General features: G+C 32.4%; 14 protein-coding genes, 1 other RNA gene and 3 pseudogenes. 9 read left to right on the top strand and 9 right to left on the bottom strand.

Annotation, left to right across the window (positions count from 1 at the left end):
• The first annotated feature begins 49 nt into the window (after positions 1 to 49).
• Entirely contained in the window at positions 50 to 2557 is a 2508-nt protein-coding gene (locus P5P87_RS23935; protein ID WP_278020848.1) for a TonB-dependent receptor, read from the top strand.
• A 165-nt stretch (positions 2558 to 2722) separates the two neighbouring features.
• Here the strand turns inward: P5P87_RS23935 and P5P87_RS23930 are convergent, their stop codons facing one another.
• Positions 2723 to 2896 carry a hypothetical protein gene (locus P5P87_RS23930; protein WP_111288649.1) on the bottom strand — a complete coding sequence of 58 codons (174 nt, stop codon included), beginning with the start codon at positions 2894 to 2896 and terminating at the stop codon, positions 2723 to 2725.
• Positions 2897 to 3023: 127 nt separating this feature from the next.
• Positions 3024 to 3194, bottom strand: coding sequence for a hypothetical protein (locus P5P87_RS23925; RefSeq protein ID WP_278020847.1), 171 nt, complete (start codon positions 3192 to 3194; stop codon positions 3024 to 3026).
• Between the two features lie 64 nt (positions 3195 to 3258).
• Between P5P87_RS23925 and fumC the strand changes: the two are divergent.
• Positions 3259 to 4646: pseudogene (gene fumC / locus P5P87_RS23920) on the top strand (class II fumarate hydratase).
• A 176-nt stretch (positions 4647 to 4822) separates the two neighbouring features.
• On the opposite strand, the pseudogene P5P87_RS23915 reads toward fumC, so the two are convergent.
• A pseudogene (locus tag P5P87_RS23915) lies at positions 4823 to 6030 on the bottom strand (NAD(P)-dependent oxidoreductase).
• A gap of 240 nt (positions 6031 to 6270) precedes the next feature.
• On the opposite strand from P5P87_RS23915, the gene P5P87_RS23910 reads away from it, so the two are divergent.
• From P5P87_RS23910 to P5P87_RS23880, 7 genes are all read left to right on the top strand, one after another.
• A complete protein-coding gene (locus tag P5P87_RS23910) occupies positions 6271 to 7473 on the top strand; it encodes a serine hydrolase domain-containing protein (protein ID WP_198856506.1) in 1203 nt (400 codons plus the stop codon).
• 155 nt (positions 7474 to 7628) lie between these two features.
• Positions 7629 to 8026, top strand: a transfer-messenger RNA (tmRNA) gene (gene ssrA / locus P5P87_RS23905).
• Between the two features lie 694 nt (positions 8027 to 8720).
• Positions 8721 to 9047: a DUF3892 domain-containing protein gene (locus tag P5P87_RS23900; protein ID WP_278020846.1), complete on the top strand. Its 327-nt coding sequence runs from the start codon at positions 8721 to 8723 to the stop codon at positions 9045 to 9047.
• A 59-nt stretch (positions 9048 to 9106) separates the two neighbouring features.
• A complete protein-coding gene (locus P5P87_RS23895; protein WP_278020845.1) occupies positions 9107 to 10108 on the top strand; it encodes a hypothetical protein in 1002 nt (333 codons plus the stop codon).
• 3 nt (positions 10109 to 10111) lie between these two features.
• Positions 10112 to 10987 carry an S-4TM family putative pore-forming effector gene (locus P5P87_RS23890; RefSeq protein WP_278020844.1) on the top strand — a complete coding sequence of 292 codons (876 nt, stop codon included), beginning with the start codon at positions 10112 to 10114 and terminating at the stop codon, positions 10985 to 10987.
• Between the two features lie 649 nt (positions 10988 to 11636).
• Complete coding sequence (locus tag P5P87_RS23885; RefSeq protein WP_278020843.1) at positions 11637 to 13166, top strand: AAA family ATPase; 1530 nt, start codon at positions 11637 to 11639, stop codon at positions 13164 to 13166.
• Positions 13163 to 14002 carry an HNH endonuclease gene (locus P5P87_RS23880; protein ID WP_278020842.1) on the top strand — a complete coding sequence of 280 codons (840 nt, stop codon included), beginning with the start codon at positions 13163 to 13165 and terminating at the stop codon, positions 14000 to 14002. The genes P5P87_RS23885 and P5P87_RS23880 overlap by 4 nt, the downstream gene beginning before the upstream one ends.
• Positions 14003 to 14366: 364 nt before the next feature.
• Here the strand turns inward: P5P87_RS23880 and P5P87_RS23875 are convergent, their stop codons facing one another.
• The 6 genes and pseudogenes from P5P87_RS23875 to P5P87_RS23850 all read right to left on the bottom strand — a co-directional run bounded on the left by P5P87_RS23875 (position 14367) and on the right by P5P87_RS23850 (position 18454).
• Positions 14367 to 14789: a hypothetical protein gene (locus P5P87_RS23875; protein WP_278020841.1), complete on the bottom strand. Its 423-nt coding sequence runs from the start codon at positions 14787 to 14789 to the stop codon at positions 14367 to 14369.
• A complete protein-coding gene (locus tag P5P87_RS23870; protein ID WP_278020840.1) occupies positions 14786 to 15622 on the bottom strand; it encodes an adenylate/guanylate cyclase domain-containing protein in 837 nt (278 codons plus the stop codon). The genes P5P87_RS23875 and P5P87_RS23870 overlap by 4 nt, the downstream gene beginning before the upstream one ends.
• Positions 15619 to 15789 carry a hypothetical protein gene (locus tag P5P87_RS23865; protein WP_278020839.1) on the bottom strand — a complete coding sequence of 57 codons (171 nt, stop codon included), beginning with the start codon at positions 15787 to 15789 and terminating at the stop codon, positions 15619 to 15621. Before P5P87_RS23865 ends, P5P87_RS23870 begins: the two co-directional genes overlap by 4 nt.
• Before the next feature lies 1 nt (position 15790).
• Positions 15791 to 16290, bottom strand: a pseudogene (locus P5P87_RS23860) (Pycsar system effector family protein).
• Between the two features lie 294 nt (positions 16291 to 16584).
• Positions 16585 to 16758 carry a hypothetical protein gene (locus P5P87_RS23855; RefSeq protein ID WP_278020837.1) on the bottom strand — a complete coding sequence of 58 codons (174 nt, stop codon included), beginning with the start codon at positions 16756 to 16758 and terminating at the stop codon, positions 16585 to 16587.
• A gap of 631 nt (positions 16759 to 17389) precedes the next feature.
• The gene (locus P5P87_RS23850; protein ID WP_278020836.1) at positions 17390 to 18454 is read right to left on the bottom strand and encodes a helix-turn-helix domain-containing protein; all 1065 of its coding nucleotides are present in this window, start codon (positions 18452 to 18454) and stop codon (positions 17390 to 17392) included.
• Positions 18455 to 18776 lie beyond the last annotated feature (322 nt).

Here is an 18776-nt window from a genome sequence, read left to right as displayed (position 1 = left end):
AAACCAAAAACTACATTTGCCGTCTAAAGGATTAAAGAAAAACCAGAAAATGAAAAAAATCAAATTTGCAGTATTACTTGTATTCTTATTTACAAGTTTTTACAATTACTCTCAGCAAGGAAGCCCTGGAGGCAAAAACAAAGTTAAAGTCACCGGAAAAGTTTTCGAGAAAGTAAGCAAACAACCGTTAGAATACGCTACCGTTTCGATTACTGCACCTAATGACACAAAAGTAATTGCAGGAGGTATTACCAATCCAAAAGGAGAATTTGAGGTTGCTGTTGCGCCTGGAACTTACGATATTAAAGTTGAGTTTATTTCGTTTAAAGCAACTGAAATTAAAGGAAGAAGCATTAAAGACGACACTAATTTAGGCGTAGTAAATTTGTCGGAAGACGCTGCGCAACTAAATGAAGTTGTTGTTCGTGCCGAAAAATCAACTGTTGAGATTAAACTAGACAAAAAAGTTTACAACGTTGGTCAAGATATGATTGTAAAAGGCGGAAGTGTAAGCGATGTTTTAGACAACGTTCCATCTGTCTCTGTTGATACTGAAGGGAATGTAAGTTTAAGAGGAAGCGACAATATTCGTATTTTAATTGATGGAAGACCTTCGCAAGCTATAAATATGGCAGAAGCATTAAGACAGCTTCCTGCAGATGCAATTGACAAAGTTGAAGTAATCACTAATCCATCAGCACGTTATGATGCCGAAGGTGGTTCTGGAATCATCAATATCATTCTAAAAAAAGGTAAAAATCAAGGTTTCAACGGAACTTTTATTGCTTCAACAGGTCTACCAGAAACTTATGGTTTAAGTGCCAATTTGAACTATAAAACTAAAAAATTAAACTATTTTACAACTGCTGGATACAACTACAGAACTACAGAAGGAGCTGGTAAAACAAATTCTGAATATTTTAATCCAGACGAAACAATAAAAAATTACTTAGATGAAGACCGTGACACAAAACGTGTTAGAAAAGGTTTTAACGGAAGAGCTGGTGTTGAATGGACGATAACTCCATCTACATTTTGGACAAACGCTATCAACTATCAAAAAAATTCAGGAGACGATAGAGATTTAATTAATTACTACAACTACGATGCTGCACATAATTATACAGGAACATCTTATCGTTTAAACAATGCAGATACTGGAAGCGAAAACTTTGAGTATACTTCTAATTTAATTAAAAACTTTAACGACAAAGGACACAAACTTACTGCAGATCTTTCTATTTCAAGAAACACAGACGACAGCTTTAGTGAAATTACTGCTTCACCAAATTTCAATAATACATTAAATGATCAAATCCAAAAACAAGTTTTGTTTCAAGCTGATTATGTATTGCCTTTAGGAAAAGCTGGACAATTTGAAGCGGGTTATAAAGGAAGTTTTGGCGATTTGAATAACGAATATTATGTAACAGATAATGATGGAGCAAAAAATCCAAATTTATCAAATACATTAGAGTATAAAGAAAACATTAATGCTCTTTATACACAATATGGTTTTAAAGTAAATAAATTCTCTTATTTATTTGGTTTAAGATGGGAAGACACAGATATTCATGTGAATTTATTAGACAATAGCGTTTTCAATACTAAAAAATACAACAACTTATTCCCAAGTGCTTTTATTAGTTATGAAATCTCAGATCAAAGCAACTTCACTGCAAGTTACAGCAAACGTTTGACTAGACCTAGAGGACGTTTCATGAATCCTGCTGTGAACTACTCAAGCAACATCAATATCTTTCAAGGAAATCCAGACCTAGACCCTTCTTTAACAAACAAATATGACATTGGTTATATCAAGAAATGGAATAAAGTAACATTCAATACATCTGCCTATTTTGAAGATACAAAAGACGTTTTCAGTTTTGTGAGATCTCCTACTGGTGATGTTGTAACTCCTGATGGTGATGTAGTAACTCCAGCACCAGGTCAAACGGTTGAAGGTACGCCTGTTATTAAAAGTATGCCTATTAACTTAGGACAAGAGCAAAAATTTGGTTTCGAATTTACATTAAATTACACACCATTCAAATGGTGGAGATTAAACAGTAACTTCAACTTTTTTAACGTAAAAACAACTGGAGAACACAGCTATACAGATACGCAAGGAAATGAGATTGTTCAAAATTTAGATAATCAGGCTAATTCTTGGTTTGCAAGATTAAACTCTAAAGTAACGCTTCCTTACAAAATTGACTGGCAGTTAACTGCAATGTACAACGGAGAACAAAAAACAGCTCAAGGTAAAAACTTAGGCCAATTTGGAATGAATACTGCTTTCAGTAAAGATGTAATGAAAGATAAAGGAACGATTGCTTTCAATATTAGCGACGTTTTCAATTCAAGAAAAATGAGATCTTATACTTATTTAGATGATGTAACTTCATATAGTGAATTCCAGTTCCGTAAACGTCAATTTAATTTATCGTTTACTTACCGTTTCAATAAACCGAAAAGCGAAAGAGATAAAAACGCACAGCCTAAAAATGATGGCGGCGGAGAAGGTGGCGGAGATTTCCTGGGTAATCTCTGTTAAATTTCAATACTAAAAATCCTAATTCCAAGTTTTAAAATTGGAATTAGGATTTTTGGTTTTTACCATATTCCAATTTGGAGCTTCGCTATTCAATATTTCCTTACTTTCAAGCATAAAAAAAAGGACTCGTAAAACGGGTCCTTTTTTTATGACATCAATCTAAAATTAAATAGATTGTTCTTCTTGTCTTTTTCTGGCTCTTTTTTCTTTGATCATTTCCCAGCTAGCTCCCGTAACCCAATAAGATACGAAACCAACCAAGAAAAACATTAACCAAAACCCTATAGTTAGTATGGTTAAGAAAAGTAAAAAGCCTAAGTACTGTGAAAATTCAAACATGTTTTCCGGAATTTTTGAATGTTACGACAAATGTAGGGTATATATTTTTTCTCAGCAATAAAATCTAAATCAATTTTCGTTAAATAACATTTATCCGTATATTTATACTCATTTTAAATAAGCTTTTTTAGAACTTGAAATCCTTTAAAATAAAGAGCTCAGACAAATTGCAATAATTTTCAGGAGCTATTCCCTGCTGTCCACTATATTCCCGATAAACAAAAACTACGGCTAAAAAGCCTTGTTTTTCTAAATCGGGAGATGCCGCTACCATCAGGGCTAAAAGACTCATTTTCAAAAGAAGTTTTCGTTTTAAAACAAAACATTTCACATTTTACGAATAACATTTTACATACAACATAATGAAATATAGAATAGAAAAAGACACTATGGGCGAAGTTAAAGTCCCAGCCGATAAATATTGGGGTGCACAAACAGAGCGTTCCAGAAACAATTTCAAAATCGGATCAGCAGCATCAATGCCAAAAGAAATCATTGAGGGTTTTGCCTATCTAAAAAAGGTCGCAGCTTATGCCAATTATGATTTAGGAGTTCTGCCAATCGAAAAAAGAGATGCAATTGCCGCAGTTTGCGACGAAATTCTAGAAGGCAAACTAGACGATCAATTTCCGCTTGTAATCTGGCAAACGGGTTCTGGAACACAAAGCAACATGAATGTAAATGAAGTAATCGCCAACCGCGCTCAAGTTCTTAAAGGTTTTGAAATAGGCGAAGGCGAACAATTTATTAAAGCCAATGATGACGTAAACAAATCACAATCATCAAATGACACTTTTCCAACAGGAATGCATATCGCGGCTTATAAAATGGTTGTAGAAACTACAATTCCAGGTGTAGAAAAACTTCACGCTACTTTAGCAAAAAAAGCCTTAGAATATAAAGACGTTGTCAAAATCGGACGTACGCACTTAATGGATGCAACGCCTTTAACTCTTGGACAAGAAATTTCAGGTTATGCGGCTCAACTAGCATTCGGATTAAAGGCTCTAAAAAACACTTTAGCCCACTTATCTGAAATTGCTTTAGGCGGAACAGCAGTTGGAACCGGACTAAACACTCCAAAAGGTTATGATATAAAAGTAGCCGAATATATTGCCAAATTTACCAATCATCCTTTTATAACGGCAGAAAACAAATTTGAAGCTCTTGCAAGCACACGATGCGATTGTAGAAACACACGGAGCTTTAAAACAATTAGCCGTTTCCTTAAATAAAATTGCTAATGATGTAAGAATGTTAGCTTCTGGTCCGCGTTCTGGAATTGGAGAAATCCACATTCCTGAAAACGAGCCTGGTTCTTCTATCATGCCAGGAAAAGTGAATCCGACGCAATGCGAAGCTTTAACAATGGTTTGTGCACAAGTTATCGGAAACGATATGGCAATTGCAGTTGGAGGAATGCAAGGTCATTATGAATTGAATGTTTTTAAACCTGTTATGGCGGCCAACTTTTTACAATCGGCACAATTATTAGGAGATGCTTGTGTTTCTTTTGACGAACATTGCGCACAAGGAATCGAACCAAATCATAAAAGAATCAAAGAATTGGTAGATAATTCATTAATGCTAGTTACAGCCTTAAATACTAAAATTGGATATTACAAAGCGAGCAGAAATTGCACAAACTGCACATAAAAACGGAACAACATTAAAAGAAGAAGCTGTTCGTCTTGGTTATGTAACTCCAGAAGATTTTGATGCTTGGGTAAAACCTGAGGATATGGTTTAATTTAATTGTGAATTATTAATGGGGAATTGTTAATTATCCTCATTCAGAAAAAATGATACGTTGTCAGACTGAGTGAGGTCTTCTTATGCCTGAAGCCCTTCGACTTCGCTCAGGGTAACAAATAAAAAGAAAGCCTGAAATATTAATTTCAGGCTTTTCAATTTATAATTCACAATTTACAATTCACCATTATCAACATAGTCTTGTAAATAGCTAAATCTTTCCGTTAGTTTTCCGTTTTCGGTTATTTTGGCGCGTTTTAAGATTCCATCTTTATCTCCGTTGAAGAAAGCAGGAATTACATGTTCCATAAATTGTTCTCCAAAACCTTCGCTCGCATCTTTCGGAATTTCGCACGGCAAATTATCTACCGCCATAACAGCAACTGCTGCAGGGTGAAAGAAATCTACTTCTCTATCTTCTAAAGGAAAATAACCATACAAAGGCTCTTCAATTGTCGAAGAACGAATTGTACAAGCAATTGGCCCGTTAACATCACAAGAAATATCGGCTACAACTTTCAATTTGCAATCACTTGCATTCAGCATTTCTTTCGTTAAAATCATTGGGGCATTGCTCGCATAAAAATGTCCCGCAAAATAAACATCAGACACTTTAGTAAATTTCTCAAAATCAGATTCGTATTCTTCTGGATGATGAACAAAATCCACAAAATCTAAAACCTGTCCATCTTTTCTTTTATTATATTCTAAAACATCAAGCTGTACGTAAACCGCTTGAGCATATTTTTTAGTCAAATAATTATCTATTGTAATCTCCTTTATTTTTATTGCATCCAAAATCTCTTTTGCTCCGCTCCCAACCTTTCCAGTTCCTGTAACTACAAACTTAAGAGCTGGCATTGTGATACGTTTTAAATGCTTGATCAAATCTTCTTTTCCAGAAAGTGTTTCCGCTTTTGGAAGCTTGAACAATTCGAATTTAATTCCGAAAGCTCTAATTCCGTTATAAACACCAACCATTCCGGCATATCTTCCGAAACCAATTAAACGACGATCATGCTCGTCTACAATTGTTTCGTGATCGTATAAATCAATGTTTTTTTCTAAAACTGCCTGAAGTAATTTTCTATTATGAGGCTGTTTTTTAATTGTATGAGAAAAAAGAAATATGCTTTGTTTGGAATCAAATCTGTTACTGGAACTTCTTTTACGCCAAATAAAACATCACAATCAGAAACATCATCAGCAACTGTGATTCCCATATTTTTATAATCATCATCAGAAAAAATTCTAATATCTGAACTTTCAACTTTTACAGAAGCATCATGATATAACTGTTTTAATTTTGTCAATTCATTAGGTGAAAATACAACTCTTCTATCCGGCGGATTTTTTCTTTCTTTTATGATTCCAAATTTCATCTAAACTGATTTTTTAATATTTAAAATATAACTTTTTACACTGTATTTGTTTCAAATATAACAATTTTAGTTAAATTTTTGTTTTAAAAATTCTATTTAGAATGTTTCAAAACCGTTAAAAGCTGAAAAACAAACAAATAAATTTAACAATACTTAAAATTATGTTAAAATAGATAATTATAAGCCTCAGAATTGAGAAAACAACAAAATTGAATTCGATATATTTGTTTTTAAAGAACGATGCAAATGATTTTCCTTAAAAAAACAAAGATACCACAAATACTTTTTTCTATACTAGTTTTAAGTTCTTGTGGTCAAAACAAAAAAACAGCAACAGATACAACTCAGACAGTCGAAGATACATTGCCAAAAATGAAGCCGTTAGGAGCTGAAAAACCAGTTTCGCAAGCTTATAAAAATTCGGTTGTAGGTAGAATAAATCACTTTTATAATAAAAATTGGCCTAATAACACCATGAACGGAAGCTTCTTGGTTGCCAAAAATGGACAAATTTTATTTGAAAGATATAATGGCTTTGCCAATAAAAATGAAGGCAGTAAAATAACACCAGAAACACCGGTTCAAATTGCTTCTGTAAGTAAAGTTTTGACCGCTACAGCTGTTTTAAAACTAGTTAATGCTGGAAAAATTGACTTAGATCAAAAGGTCAATACTATTTTAAAAACTTTTCCATACGAAGACTGTACCATAAGAATGCTTTTAAGCCACCGCACAGGAATGCGCAATTATGCTTATTTTACAGATCGCGACAAATCTATTTGGGACAGACACAATCAATTGACCAATAAAGACATTTTAAATATTCTGGCAACAAAAGATATTGGTTTGGAATCTAAAACTGGAACCCGTTTTAGCTACTGCAATACCAACTATGCAATGCTAGCGCTTATTATCGAAAAAATTACAGGTTTAAGCTATAAAGAAGCAATGTCTGAAATGATTTTCAAACCTCTTGGAATGAAAAATACTTACGTTTTTGATGATGATAAGGATAGAAAAAAGATTGTTCCTTCTTATAAAGGCAATGGCGTAGAAATTGGTTTTGATTATTTGGATAATGTTTACGGAGATAAAAATGTTTTCTCTACCGCTAGAGATCTTCTAAAATTTGATAGAGCAAGACAATCTCCAGATTTCTTGAAACCAGAACTATTGAAACAAGTTTACACAGGCTACAGTAATGAGCGTAAAGGAACTAAAAATTATGGTTTAGGAATAAGAATGATTAATTGGGAAACAGGGCAAAACTTCTATTTTCATAATGGTTGGTGGCACGGAAACACCTCATCTTATATTACTTTGATGAATGAGGGCGTAACAATTATTGCACTATCTAATAAGATGACTAGAAACACTTATGCAGTTCGTAAATTAGCTCCAATCTTTGGAGATTATCCTTTTAATTTTAAAGACGAAGAATAAAATTATAGTCGTAAAGCCGAAAGTCAAAAGTCGTAAAGTCTTAAAAAACATTTGCTAATGCTGACTTTGGACTTTCGACTTTGGACTTTATGACTTTTTTTTAAAATTTTAGTAGAAAGTAATTTCAAATACTCTAAATTTGCAGACTCATTTTTGGGGTCGACTGGTTTTGACAGCGAGTCGAATTGAACAGTAAGCACGTCGAGCATTGAGACCTTGCTCGTAAATATAAGATCTTAAACTTTTACACGGCGAAAATAATTACGCTTTAGCCGCATAATCCGAATCATAGTACGATTGCGCCACGTCTCTACAAGGTAGAGAAGCTGGATTCTCCTGGAAAGCCTTGGTTTGTGGCGTTCCGTTCAGGGGAACCGTAAAAATAAACCTAGATTTCTATGAGCTTCGGGTGGATTTCGAAAATTAAGAAGATAAGTGTTGGGTGGTTGTTTCTGGCCTAGCTCAACATCGAAAATTCAATCAGGAAATAAGCGTGTAGAAAGCTCTTTAGTTGCTCGTTTGGACCCGGGTTCGATTCCCGGCGACTCCACAAAGGCAGAAAATTATATAATTTTCTGCCTTTTTTTATGTTAAATATCCAGTAAATAAAGGCTACATAAGGTGTTCAATTTCAAAATTCAGTAATTTGCAAAACACTTGCAATCCCTTTGTTTTCGGTATTTTATAATTTTCATTTTAATAAAATTACACAGAAGTGTCGAACACTTTTAAAGAAAAGTTAAAAATCTTAAAAAAACTTAATTATATATATTTTGCGTAAAAAAGGTGTTCTACTGTCAAAAATATTCTATTTAACTCATTCTTCTATACAATACTTTTAATTATAACTTCATTTTATAAAAATTTGAAGTGCACTTTTTTGTTAACTATCTCTAAGAAATTCTGCTTACTCTTTTAAACACTAAAAATATTAGTAATTAAATATAGAACGACTGCCTCCACAAACTAAAAATATCAGCTGATTCTTATTCCTTGTACCAACAACGGCATTTTATAGAGGACGTTATTCTTTCTTTTTTCTACCTAAAAAATCATGGAGTTAAGAACCTGAAAAAGAAAATAATATAAACAAAAAAGCAGTATTTCTACCTACGGATTTAAGAAAAATAAACGATAAGTTTGAAGTCCCAGAAATAATATTGGATAGTTACGGTTTTCCGTAAAAAAGCTTTAAACTAAAAATGGATATTTGCTTTATTGTTTAACAACTAATTAATCAAAAAAAAATGGCAGAATACAGAATTTCAGGAATTTGGAAAAATTCCGACGGTGTCATCACCCATTATGCAGTCCACTTGAGAACAAAAAATGCAGACGGGAAAACCTATACCATCGATAAGCCAATGAAAATGACTAAAGCAGCTGCTGTAGAGTTGTTGCAAAGACTGGGCAATACGGCAAAAACATATCTTTGGAACTATACCGCTGCAGGCTGGTTCGCTGGAGGGGATGTGCATGTGGTGGCAGGCAATCCGTCATTCCTGAGAACTAGCCAAGATGGTACTGTGCGCGATAACCTGCTGCACCTGATCAATTATGGCTATGTTTATTAATCAAGTAATGTCAAAATACCCATCAGACATACAATAAATTGAACTATAAATCATTAAACATGGCATCAACAGTTAACCAGGCATTTGAGCAGTTTCTGCACTATTATGTTAGAATAGATACTTCAAGGTCAGAAGTTGCCAAATCCAGTAAAAATAACCTTGTATCTGAAATTAAAAAATTTCCGGATGATAATAGCTTTCCTCTCCTGCATCCAGATGTAAGCATCGACTACGGGTCTTTTTCCAGAAAAACCAAAATTAGACCTCTAGATGATATCGACCTTATGATTGTCCTGCATGCGGAATCAAACATGAGGACAGAGTACTCAGACCGTTTCGAAATCTCGGTACCCGCAACAGCTCACAGACAACTGGCTCTTTGCAATGACGGAACAAATATTTTAAATTCAATCAAAGTAATCAATAAATTCATAAGCTCTCTTTCAGGTGTGTCTTATTACGATAAGGCCGTGATCAAACGTAATCAAGAAGCCGCTACTCTGAATCTAAAATCATACGAATGGGTATATGATATTGTTCCATGTTTCATCACCGCACCTCTGGCAGACGGAAGCACCTTCTACCTAATTCCTAACGGGAAGGGAAACTGGAAAGCCACAGACCCCAGAATAGATAAAAAAAGAATGGACTATATCAACAGCATACAAGAGGTATCAGTTATTGAAGTGATCCGTATCATGAAGTACTGGACCAAAAGACCTACGATGCCTACAATGAAATCCTATTTTCTTGAAAACCTGATACTCAATTATTACAATTCAGGAGTTGAAAGCTCAAAATATATTGATCTTGAAATACCAAAAGTCCTAGCTTATATACATAATAACATCCACAAGCCTCTCAATGACCCTAAAGGCTTTCAAGGAGACATAAATCATTTAACCTATGAGGAAAGAAATTCAGTTCAGTCAAAAGCGGCTGTAGACTTTAAGACTGCTAGCGAAGCACGCCAACTTGAAGTAGACAAGAAGATAAAAGAATCTATCGTTAAATGGGGAAGCATTTTCGGAAGCGAATTTCCAAAATATACAGGAAGTTAAAATATGAATACTATAAAAACTGAACAGAATGCTTCAGGTAAACTGAAGTATCTTAAAGCTGGAAGGATATTGTATAGCAGGGCTAAATCTGCATTTGGAATCCAGATTATTGTAACGGTAGGCCTTACCATTATATTTAGTTTTCTGAAATTAATTCCTAAAGATCAACTGGTTTTTGATCTCAATGCCTGTATCGGTGTCGCCGCACTTGTAATTACATGTACCGAAATTCTTTATTTCAATCTGTATGTTTCTGGCTTGAGAACTTCAGGGGCTAAAGCGCAAGAGCTATTTGACTGCAATGTGTATTCCCTTACGTGGAATAGCATTAACTCGGGGTCAAAACCTGAAAAATATATTATTGAGCATAATTCAGCGCAGTACATTCCCGACTCCAAAGCTCCCATTGAAAATTGGTATGATATTGATCTTGAAAACCTTTCCCGTGAACGCGCCGTACTCCTCTGCCAAGAAACAAATTTATTTTATGATACGCAGCTCAGAGAGCATTTTAAAATGGCAAATATTTTAGTATGTGTGGGTCTAGTTGTTATGTCTCTTTTTATTGCTATTCTTTCTGATATTCAAGTTAATAGCTATATTACTGCAGTGCTACTTCCAGTACTTCCTATGATTGTCTTAACTTTGAAAATTGTAATGGAAAACAGAAAATCATTGGCATTCTCTACTGAACTCAGAAAAACGGTACTGCAACTTAAGGAAAGGCCGCAAGATCCCACGGAAACCGAACTGAGATCAGTTCAAGATAAAATTTTCTGTAGTAGAAAAGACAGTCCTCTAGTACCCGACTGGTATTATAAATGGAGAAGAAATTCACTTGAAAAACTGATGAAAACAAATGCAAATACAGCTGATTAAATCGTAACTCTTGAGAAATATGACCATTCTCATACAAGAATAATGAATGTCTGTAAAAGAAACGATGAAAAGAATGTTCAAAAAATTCCCTTAAGTTGACTACAGTTTTTCCTACTAAGATTACCTTAGTATTTCAGCGTCAGCCGATATCTCAGCTATCAATACTTTTTAAATTGTTCTTTTATACAATGGCAAATTCTTTATACGTGACGTGACATAAGTTTAATCACTTGAAATGGCGCGAAGAAGCAGAACCCTTATTCCTGTAATAAAAAATTGGTGGTCTCATATAAAAATAGATTCACAGTATGGTAGAATGATCAGTCAGATGGGACTTGCTTCAATAAATCGTGTTTAATGCTATTCGACTGATGGAGATGGAGAAAATGAATTTAAAGCGAGCCGCACATGATATTATAACGATAATCATCAGGAATGTCGGTTTCATAATGAAACTTTTCCTGAAGATTTTAGACGTAGAACACACATCCTCGTCAATATTATAGTTATCTAAAAAACACGTATAAATACTTATTTTTATATAAAAGCATAGTTGTTTCTTTATAAGTTTTACACAAACATCTTTAGCCTGGGCTGCAATCTATAATAAATCATAACGCAAGAGAAGTTAAATCATATAATAGCTTAAATGGAATTTTACTTAAGTACATCTCCTGAACTTCTAAAAATTGAACAGAAAGATATTATAGTTCTTAACCATGATAATTGGGATGACTGGTTTAGGTTTGAAACTGTTTATCGCATTACTTATTTTAACAGTTCTGGTGAAGCCTTCTTAATAGGGTCTACCAAAATTGGACAAGTAAATATGGTTTCAGGGCAAAGATCTCCTAATTTACCAGATAATTTTTATGATTTAAATGAAGAGTTTTTTTCACTTGGGCAAGACTCTTCATATTATGAAAGATTAAATTCATACGGAGAAGATTTTCGTTTTTCCGTATTAAACGCACTTCGTGATATAGCTTTAAAAGAAGAAACATATAAAGTAGCAAAGACACAATTTGTAACATCTAGATCCCTGATGAGGGATGTCAGTTCTGTATCTGTCGAAGGGCAGTTCCGAAGACTTGCACAAGGGATAAGCATATTAACGGAATATAATTTTACTTTTACAATACCTGGATATACAAGAAATCAAGAGGAGATAACGCTCGATTTTCATGTTAAACCCAAATCTAACCCACCAACTAACATTCATGTAATAATTGGCAGAAATGGAGTTGGAAAGACTCATCTTTTCACAAATATTGTAATGTCGCTACTTGAAATTACCCCTCCTGCTAGAGTTAAACGTGGAAAATTTTCAACCACTGACACAATAGATATTGCCAACCTGTTTGCAAATTTAATTTCAGTATCTTTTAGCGCTTTTGATGAGTTACAAGCTTTAAACGAAGAAAGAGCCAATAAACGACTCAAATACTCTTACATAGGTCTTAAACGTTTTCCAACCAATAAAAACAAAGATCAGAAATTGCCTCCAAAAAGTCCTATAATATTAAAAAATGAATTTGTCAGAAGTGTAGAAAAATGTATAATAGGTGCTAAAAATTCAAGATGGATTAGTGCATTAAGGATCCTAGAAAGTGATCCAATATTTGCTGAAGCTGAAGTTTCAAAGATTGCAAAACTTAGTATTGATGATGAATTTGAAGAAATTTCCGGTACGCTTTTCCATAAGTTGAGTTCAGGTCATAAGATCGTACTTCTAACAATTACTAAGTTAGTAGAAACACTTGAAGAAAAAAGCCTAGTTCTTCTGGATGAACCTGAGGCGTACCTACATCCTCCCCTACTATCATCGTTCGTTAGAGCACTATCTGAATTATTAACAAAAAGAAATGCAGTAGCAATTATTGGGACACATTCCCCTGTTGTCTTGCAAGAAGTTCCACGCAGCTGTGTCTGGAAACTTCGAAGACAGGGAGCATTTGCAAGAGCTGAACGGCTTGAAATTGAATCTTTTGGAGAAAATGTTGGGGTTCTTACGCAGGAGATATTTGGACTCGAAGTTACTGATGCTGGATTTCACACTATGCTAAAAAAGATTGCCGATAGCAGTCTTTCATATGATGATGCTATATCCAGCCTCGAAGGCCAATTAGGAATGGAAGGAAAATCAATACTGAGAAACTTACTTCACAATAAAGAATGAGAAAAATAATAAAACCATCTGTATATATACGGCAAATAGTTACTGACTGTATTTCTAACATGTCAGACCTGAAATTAAAAACTGAAATCGAACGTGCTATTCACTTAATAGAAGTAGCTAATACTGAATATGACCTAAAAAAAGCGTCTAATGAGTTGCATCATCTTGTAAGAGGTCAGGAAATAAATTCAATAGTTACAAGTAAAGTTTTAAAAGATTTATATAGCAAAAGATTTATAAATAAAAATAATCTTGCAAGAAAACATTATGACAATTTACTTTTTTCTGCACCAAATGGCAGATGTCCTCAATGTGGAATACGAATAGCAACAACCCTTGACCACAATCTTCCGAAATCAAAGTATGCTCTATTATCAGTATCAGCTTTCAATCTTATTCCCTCATGCACAGATTGTAATAAAGGAAAACATGTTAGTTTTCCTCGATCAGCAGAAGAGGAATCAATTCATCCTTACTATGATGATATTGAAAACATAAAATGGTTACATTGCAAAGTAATTAATGTAAAACCTCTATTAATCGAATACTATGTGAGCACTGAATCTATGGTGCCTAAACTATTGAATAAAAGAATTAAAAATCATTTTGATTCTTTTAATTTAAACGATCTATATGTAACGCATGGAATAGAAGAATTCTCTAATATACAAAAACAACTAATTAATTTATTTAATAGCGGAGGAAGTATGTTACTACTGGAACATTTAAAAGAGGGATTTGACAGCCGTTCAGAAATTAATATTAATTCATGGCAAACTGCCTTTTATGAGGCACTTTTAAATGATAAAAATTTTACAAATGGGCTTTTTATATAATAATTGACAATGCTTTAAGTAATCTCAAGTCAAAAAGATCCTTTATATTTCTGTTTTTTTTAATAATTAAAAAATAGTATAAGTACATAATAAAGAGATTACAACTACAAGATTTATTAATTCAGAATTCAAAATAAATCAATTTTTAACGTTTAAATTTTTAAAAAGCATTAAATCTTCGGACAGCCTTTTTTTCCAAAACTAATAAGTTTTATTACGATAGCAAGATGACAATGTTTATATTTGTTCTTACCGCAAATACAAGTTCCTAATTTTTGAGGCAGTCTATTTTTTAGTATTGAGGATAATATTTTTATGATCAATTCGTCATCGCATAATCCAATCTCTTTTTTATAAAAATATTTTATTCCTTCAAACTGGTGGGGATAATCTCCATTTGCATAATTACCTGTTCGGAGTTTGTATTGATGATTTGCAAAAAAGGGTACACCTTTTTTTGATAAAATGAAATCAAATCAATTCCTTTCTTTTGAAGTAAAATTAAATTATGAGTAATATCTAAACAGCATTCTCCATCTGTTGAAATATGCCAGTCATCTTCTCTGTCAATTTTATTAGAACTTTCATACACTAATGGTATAATATTGGGATATTTATGAAAAGGCACAACAATCTTTATTTCATAATTATCCCAATAATTTCCAAAAGTATCAACTATATCAACCAAGCCCTTCAATTCTAAATTTTCATTATCTGATTTCATTAAAGAGAACATTGGATATAATTGAACAAACTGTTCAATATCACTTTTTAATTTAGAACTCATCTGTTTAAATATGGCTTACTTAATTCAGCAATTGGTCGCAAATTTGTAGGATTTAAAATAGCAGGCAATCTAAAATTCAACCTCCCATTTTGATCAATAGTTACATTAGACTGTTGTTGTAAAAATTTACTCCAATTAAAATCATATTGAGTATAATAAAATGACTGTTCAGGATTTCTAAAAATATAACGGTCATTTTCCTCTCCCGTTCTTTTAGAAACCACGGTAAAATATTCTTCACTATTGACCAATTGATTCTTTACATTAGCGCCGGCAACAATACCGCACTTATTTGCATAAGCCTGCATTTTACTAGCTAAACTTGTATGTAGACTACATGTTGTAACTTCACTAATTCCTTCAATTCCACATGACCCCCAAAGTACATCTTCAGCTTCTCCTAAGTCAATACCGCTTCTAATAGATATATTTTCTACTCCTTGAGAAAGCAAGTAATCTTTTAAGTCATTTTGAACAAAATAACTGTAAGTACTTAAAGACAATAAAGCATTCTTCACTGCAGTCTCCTTAGAAATGTTTTTACCTCCAAAGTAAATAAATAGTCCATCTCCCTGAATTCTTTGGACATATCCTCCATGAATCAATGCTGTATGAATATTAGCTTTTACTAATGTATTAGTAATTAAAAAAACTGCTTCTTTACTAAACTTTTTAAACATATTAGTACTTCCTACAATATCAACAAAACAGGAAATGATATAATGTTCCTCAGTGTTATCTGTCGCTTTTAAATAACCAAAATCAGGATGAAGTCCTAATTCTTGATTATAGTTAACACCAATTAAACCAACTATTTCCGAGTATTTTTTCAAACTTGGAGCAAATTCTTTTTTAGATATTTTATTATTAATTGCTGAAAAGGTTTTTTTGAGCTGTCGCTCAAATTACCAACTCCTGCCAAACCTTTAGGAAAAACACCACTTTGGTCAGCTCTCACCGCCTCTTTGATTACATCAAAGTAATCTGAATATATATTCATATTAAATATTATTATTAAAAATTATTATTGTTACAAATATTAAAACCACTATCTGAAATAGCATTGAATAGCCTGTCCATTTTAATATTGTAAATTTTTTATTTAATCCTTTTGATAAGAAATAGACCTGCTCTCTTAGGTCCTTCAAATCATCTTTTTCGTTCCTCTTTTTACTTTTTTCTTATACTCCTCTAATGAATTTTGTGATATTGTTAGAAAATAATACAGAGAAGATGACTTGTAATTTAGAAACGGTACACTTGAATAAATCAATACTGCTATAGTTATTAATCCAATAAATGTGAATAATACCACCAAAAATTCAAATACACATTCAAAATTTACTATCTTACCTTTAATAGTTAAATAAGCTCCTAATACTCCCCCCAAAAGAAAAGTATTGATAGCGATATAAACTGCTATTTTGTTATTTATAGTATCATAATAATGATCAAATCTGCTAACATTGAAATTCAATCTTTCTTTTTCTGAAGTATTCATTTCTATTTTTTATAAGAATTAAGTGATGATTATTTTAGTTGTAAAACTCCTAGAAAAACCAATTTTAAAGTTTAAACCGTTAAAAAAAATATTTCAATTAAAATAATATACCGCAACAATACATTAACTATTAAGCTGTTTTTCTTTAACTATTACATCCTTTTTGAAGCAACAATCAGTTTTTTTAAGATTAAATGAAATCTAGAAAATATTATTCCTAAAAATTTATTATTGAGGTAAATAGAAGTACTGCACCATATTGCAGGTGCTGTACTCTAATTGTTTTAAAAAGAATTATTTCTCTTTTCTAACCCCTTTAAATGGAGTACCATCTTTCTTAACATCCATAAAGCGACCAGTACTAGTATCTCTTTTAACATACTGTTCTGTTGCCGGATTATAAGTCTGACTTCTTCCTTTAACGGCACCATTTCGATGTCCGTCTCCTGGTGTACCATTTTTTGCCATGGTTTTTAGATTTAGACTAATCAAACATTTTAATACTGAGGCGTTTGACTAAAAACCCAAGGAATAATTAGGTAATAAATAGAATTCTATTACTTTTGCAGAAGAAATTAATACCGTCCAAAGTTTTATTTCTTCCGACCGAAGCCTAATTCCATTTCGCTTCGGTTATTTTTATTAAGTTTTCAAATTGAAATTTCAATTATTTTGACTGTTCTCCAGCATTAATAGCAGATTATTGATATGATCAATTTGGTTTTGCTGTATATTAATTAATTTAAGCATTTCCTCGTAACTATATACTAGCACTCCTATTTCCTCCGCAAGTCTTCTAGTAAGTCTACATTTTGTTACAATTGGAATATTATTCTCCTTTGCATAATAAACCGATGACATTCCAGGCAATCCGATTGGATATCTTTCAGCATCTAACTTATTAAAAAAACTATAAAAGCTAGATCCGGATTCAAATAAGACTATTTTTTTTCCTCAGCTAGAATATTAAGACTTTGTCTTTCTGTAACTGTTAAATAATTTTTAGTCATGTAAAGATTCGAAAAATAAAAATCTTCACTTTTCAACATGTTTAAAATCTTTAAACATGTTAATAATTCTATGTCATTTAGCACTATCATTAGAATAAAAATTCTTGATTTATAGCACTACTACTTAATTGAGACATAGGGATATCGGAAAGTTCACTTGCTAAATCTTTTGTTATCAATCCCTCCCTTAAACCTTTAGCAAGCAGATAACTAAATCTGCTTACTTTTTCTCTTCCGTTGTATTCAATATCTTTATCGGTCCATGAATGGTAAATATCTTTCCATTGTTTATATTTTTCCCAGCTAATCAACCTAATATTTGCCATTCTTACTAAAATAGCCTGTATTGAAATACCGTACTTACTTTTAATTCGTTTAAGTTCTTCAAGAGTAATACTTACGGTAGAGTTTACATATGATCTAAGAATTTCTTCTGGCAAAAGCATTGCTCCTGCAAACTGGTCACAATAACGCTCAATCTTATCTTTATTTTCATTTTCTTTAAATACGAGTAGCAGGTGAGCAAGTTCATGAAGAATCGTAAACCTTCTTCTTGACACATCTGTACTTTTGGTATTAATAACGATTATTGGTGTACTTTTAACCCAGCAAGAAAATCCCACAAAATCCTCATCTTCGACAACTTCAAATATTTTAACACCTAGATCTTCTAAAAAAATAATCAAATTATATATTGGCGTGTCTTCAAATTTCCATTTTTTTCTTAAAATTTTTGCTGCCTGTTCAACATTTTCATTTGAAGATATTTTCTCAAAATTTCTTAGCGGATTTATAAAAGAAATATTTTCGTTCATAATTTTTTCTAACTTACTATAGGCAGAATATTTTTTATATAAAAGACCTAGTATTTTTTTTGTAAAATAATCTACATGCATTTCAAGTTTATTTGCTTCTCTAAACTCTATGCTTTTAATTACAAACTCGTTAGAAGTATAATTAATCGGTTTTAATATTTCAGATATATCCATTCCAAATGCTTCAGCAAGTTGAGCCATTTGGGATGATTTAATATCTCTTTGCCCTTCTTCGAATTTTTGAATATACGACTTAGAGAAATTTGCCCGAATTGCCAGGTCTTCTTGGGAAAAACCTTTCTCTATACGTAACTCTCTTATTCTTTGCCCGATATTCATTCCTTTTATTTTTTCTCAAAGATAATCAAAACACACATAAAAACAAAATTAATTAATTATTTTTAATTTTTGTGTGTTTATTATATCTGTTAAAGTTTATTTTTCCATTGATGTACAAATTACAAAAGAATATCTTAGATTAGCTGTGACATCAAATTTTCAAAACCTAAATAGTTTCAAAACAACATAAGTTTTCAACTTTATTTATTGAGAAAGTCGTTTTACTAGGTATAAACTTTTGACAAAAAAAACTCGCCATTTTGTCGAGTTTATGGTTTATTCCTAATTTTTTATACTGATAAAATATGTTTGAGCAGACAAA

The organism is Flavobacterium ginsengisoli (assembly GCF_029625315.1).
In the GTDB taxonomy this organism is placed as follows: Bacteria; Bacteroidota; Bacteroidia; order Flavobacteriales; family Flavobacteriaceae; genus Flavobacterium; species Flavobacterium ginsengisoli.
This window is presented reverse-complemented; position numbering and strand designations above follow the sequence as displayed.

Bases quoted from the DNA above. Each gene is read 5' to 3' on its own strand.
- P5P87_RS23935 (WP_278020848.1), top strand. From the start codon at position 50: ATGAAAAAAATCAAATTTGCAGTATTACTTGTATTCTTATTTACAAGT.
- P5P87_RS23930 (WP_111288649.1), bottom strand. From the start codon at position 2,896: ATGTTTGAATTTTCACAGTACTTAGGCTTTTTACTTTTCTTAACCATA.
- P5P87_RS23910 (WP_198856506.1), top strand. From the start codon at position 6,271: ATGCAAATGATTTTCCTTAAAAAAACAAAGATACCACAAATACTTTTT.
- P5P87_RS23900 (WP_278020846.1), top strand. From the start codon at position 8,721: ATGGCAGAATACAGAATTTCAGGAATTTGGAAAAATTCCGACGGTGTC.
- P5P87_RS23895 (WP_278020845.1), top strand. From the start codon at position 9,107: ATGGCATCAACAGTTAACCAGGCATTTGAGCAGTTTCTGCACTATTAT.
- P5P87_RS23890 (WP_278020844.1), top strand. From the start codon at position 10,112: ATGAATACTATAAAAACTGAACAGAATGCTTCAGGTAAACTGAAGTAT.
- P5P87_RS23885 (WP_278020843.1), top strand. From the start codon at position 11,637: ATGGAATTTTACTTAAGTACATCTCCTGAACTTCTAAAAATTGAACAG.
- P5P87_RS23880 (WP_278020842.1), top strand. From the start codon at position 13,163: ATGAGAAAAATAATAAAACCATCTGTATATATACGGCAAATAGTTACT.
- P5P87_RS23875 (WP_278020841.1), bottom strand. From the start codon at position 14,789: ATGAGTTCTAAATTAAAAAGTGATATTGAACAGTTTGTTCAATTATAT.
- P5P87_RS23865 (WP_278020839.1), bottom strand. From the start codon at position 15,789: ATGAATATATATTCAGATTACTTTGATGTAATCAAAGAGGCGGTGAGA.
- P5P87_RS23855 (WP_278020837.1), bottom strand. From the start codon at position 16,758: ATGGCAAAAAATGGTACACCAGGAGACGGACATCGAAATGGTGCCGTT.
- P5P87_RS23850 (WP_278020836.1), bottom strand. From the start codon at position 18,454: ATGAATATCGGGCAAAGAATAAGAGAGTTACGTATAGAGAAAGGTTTT.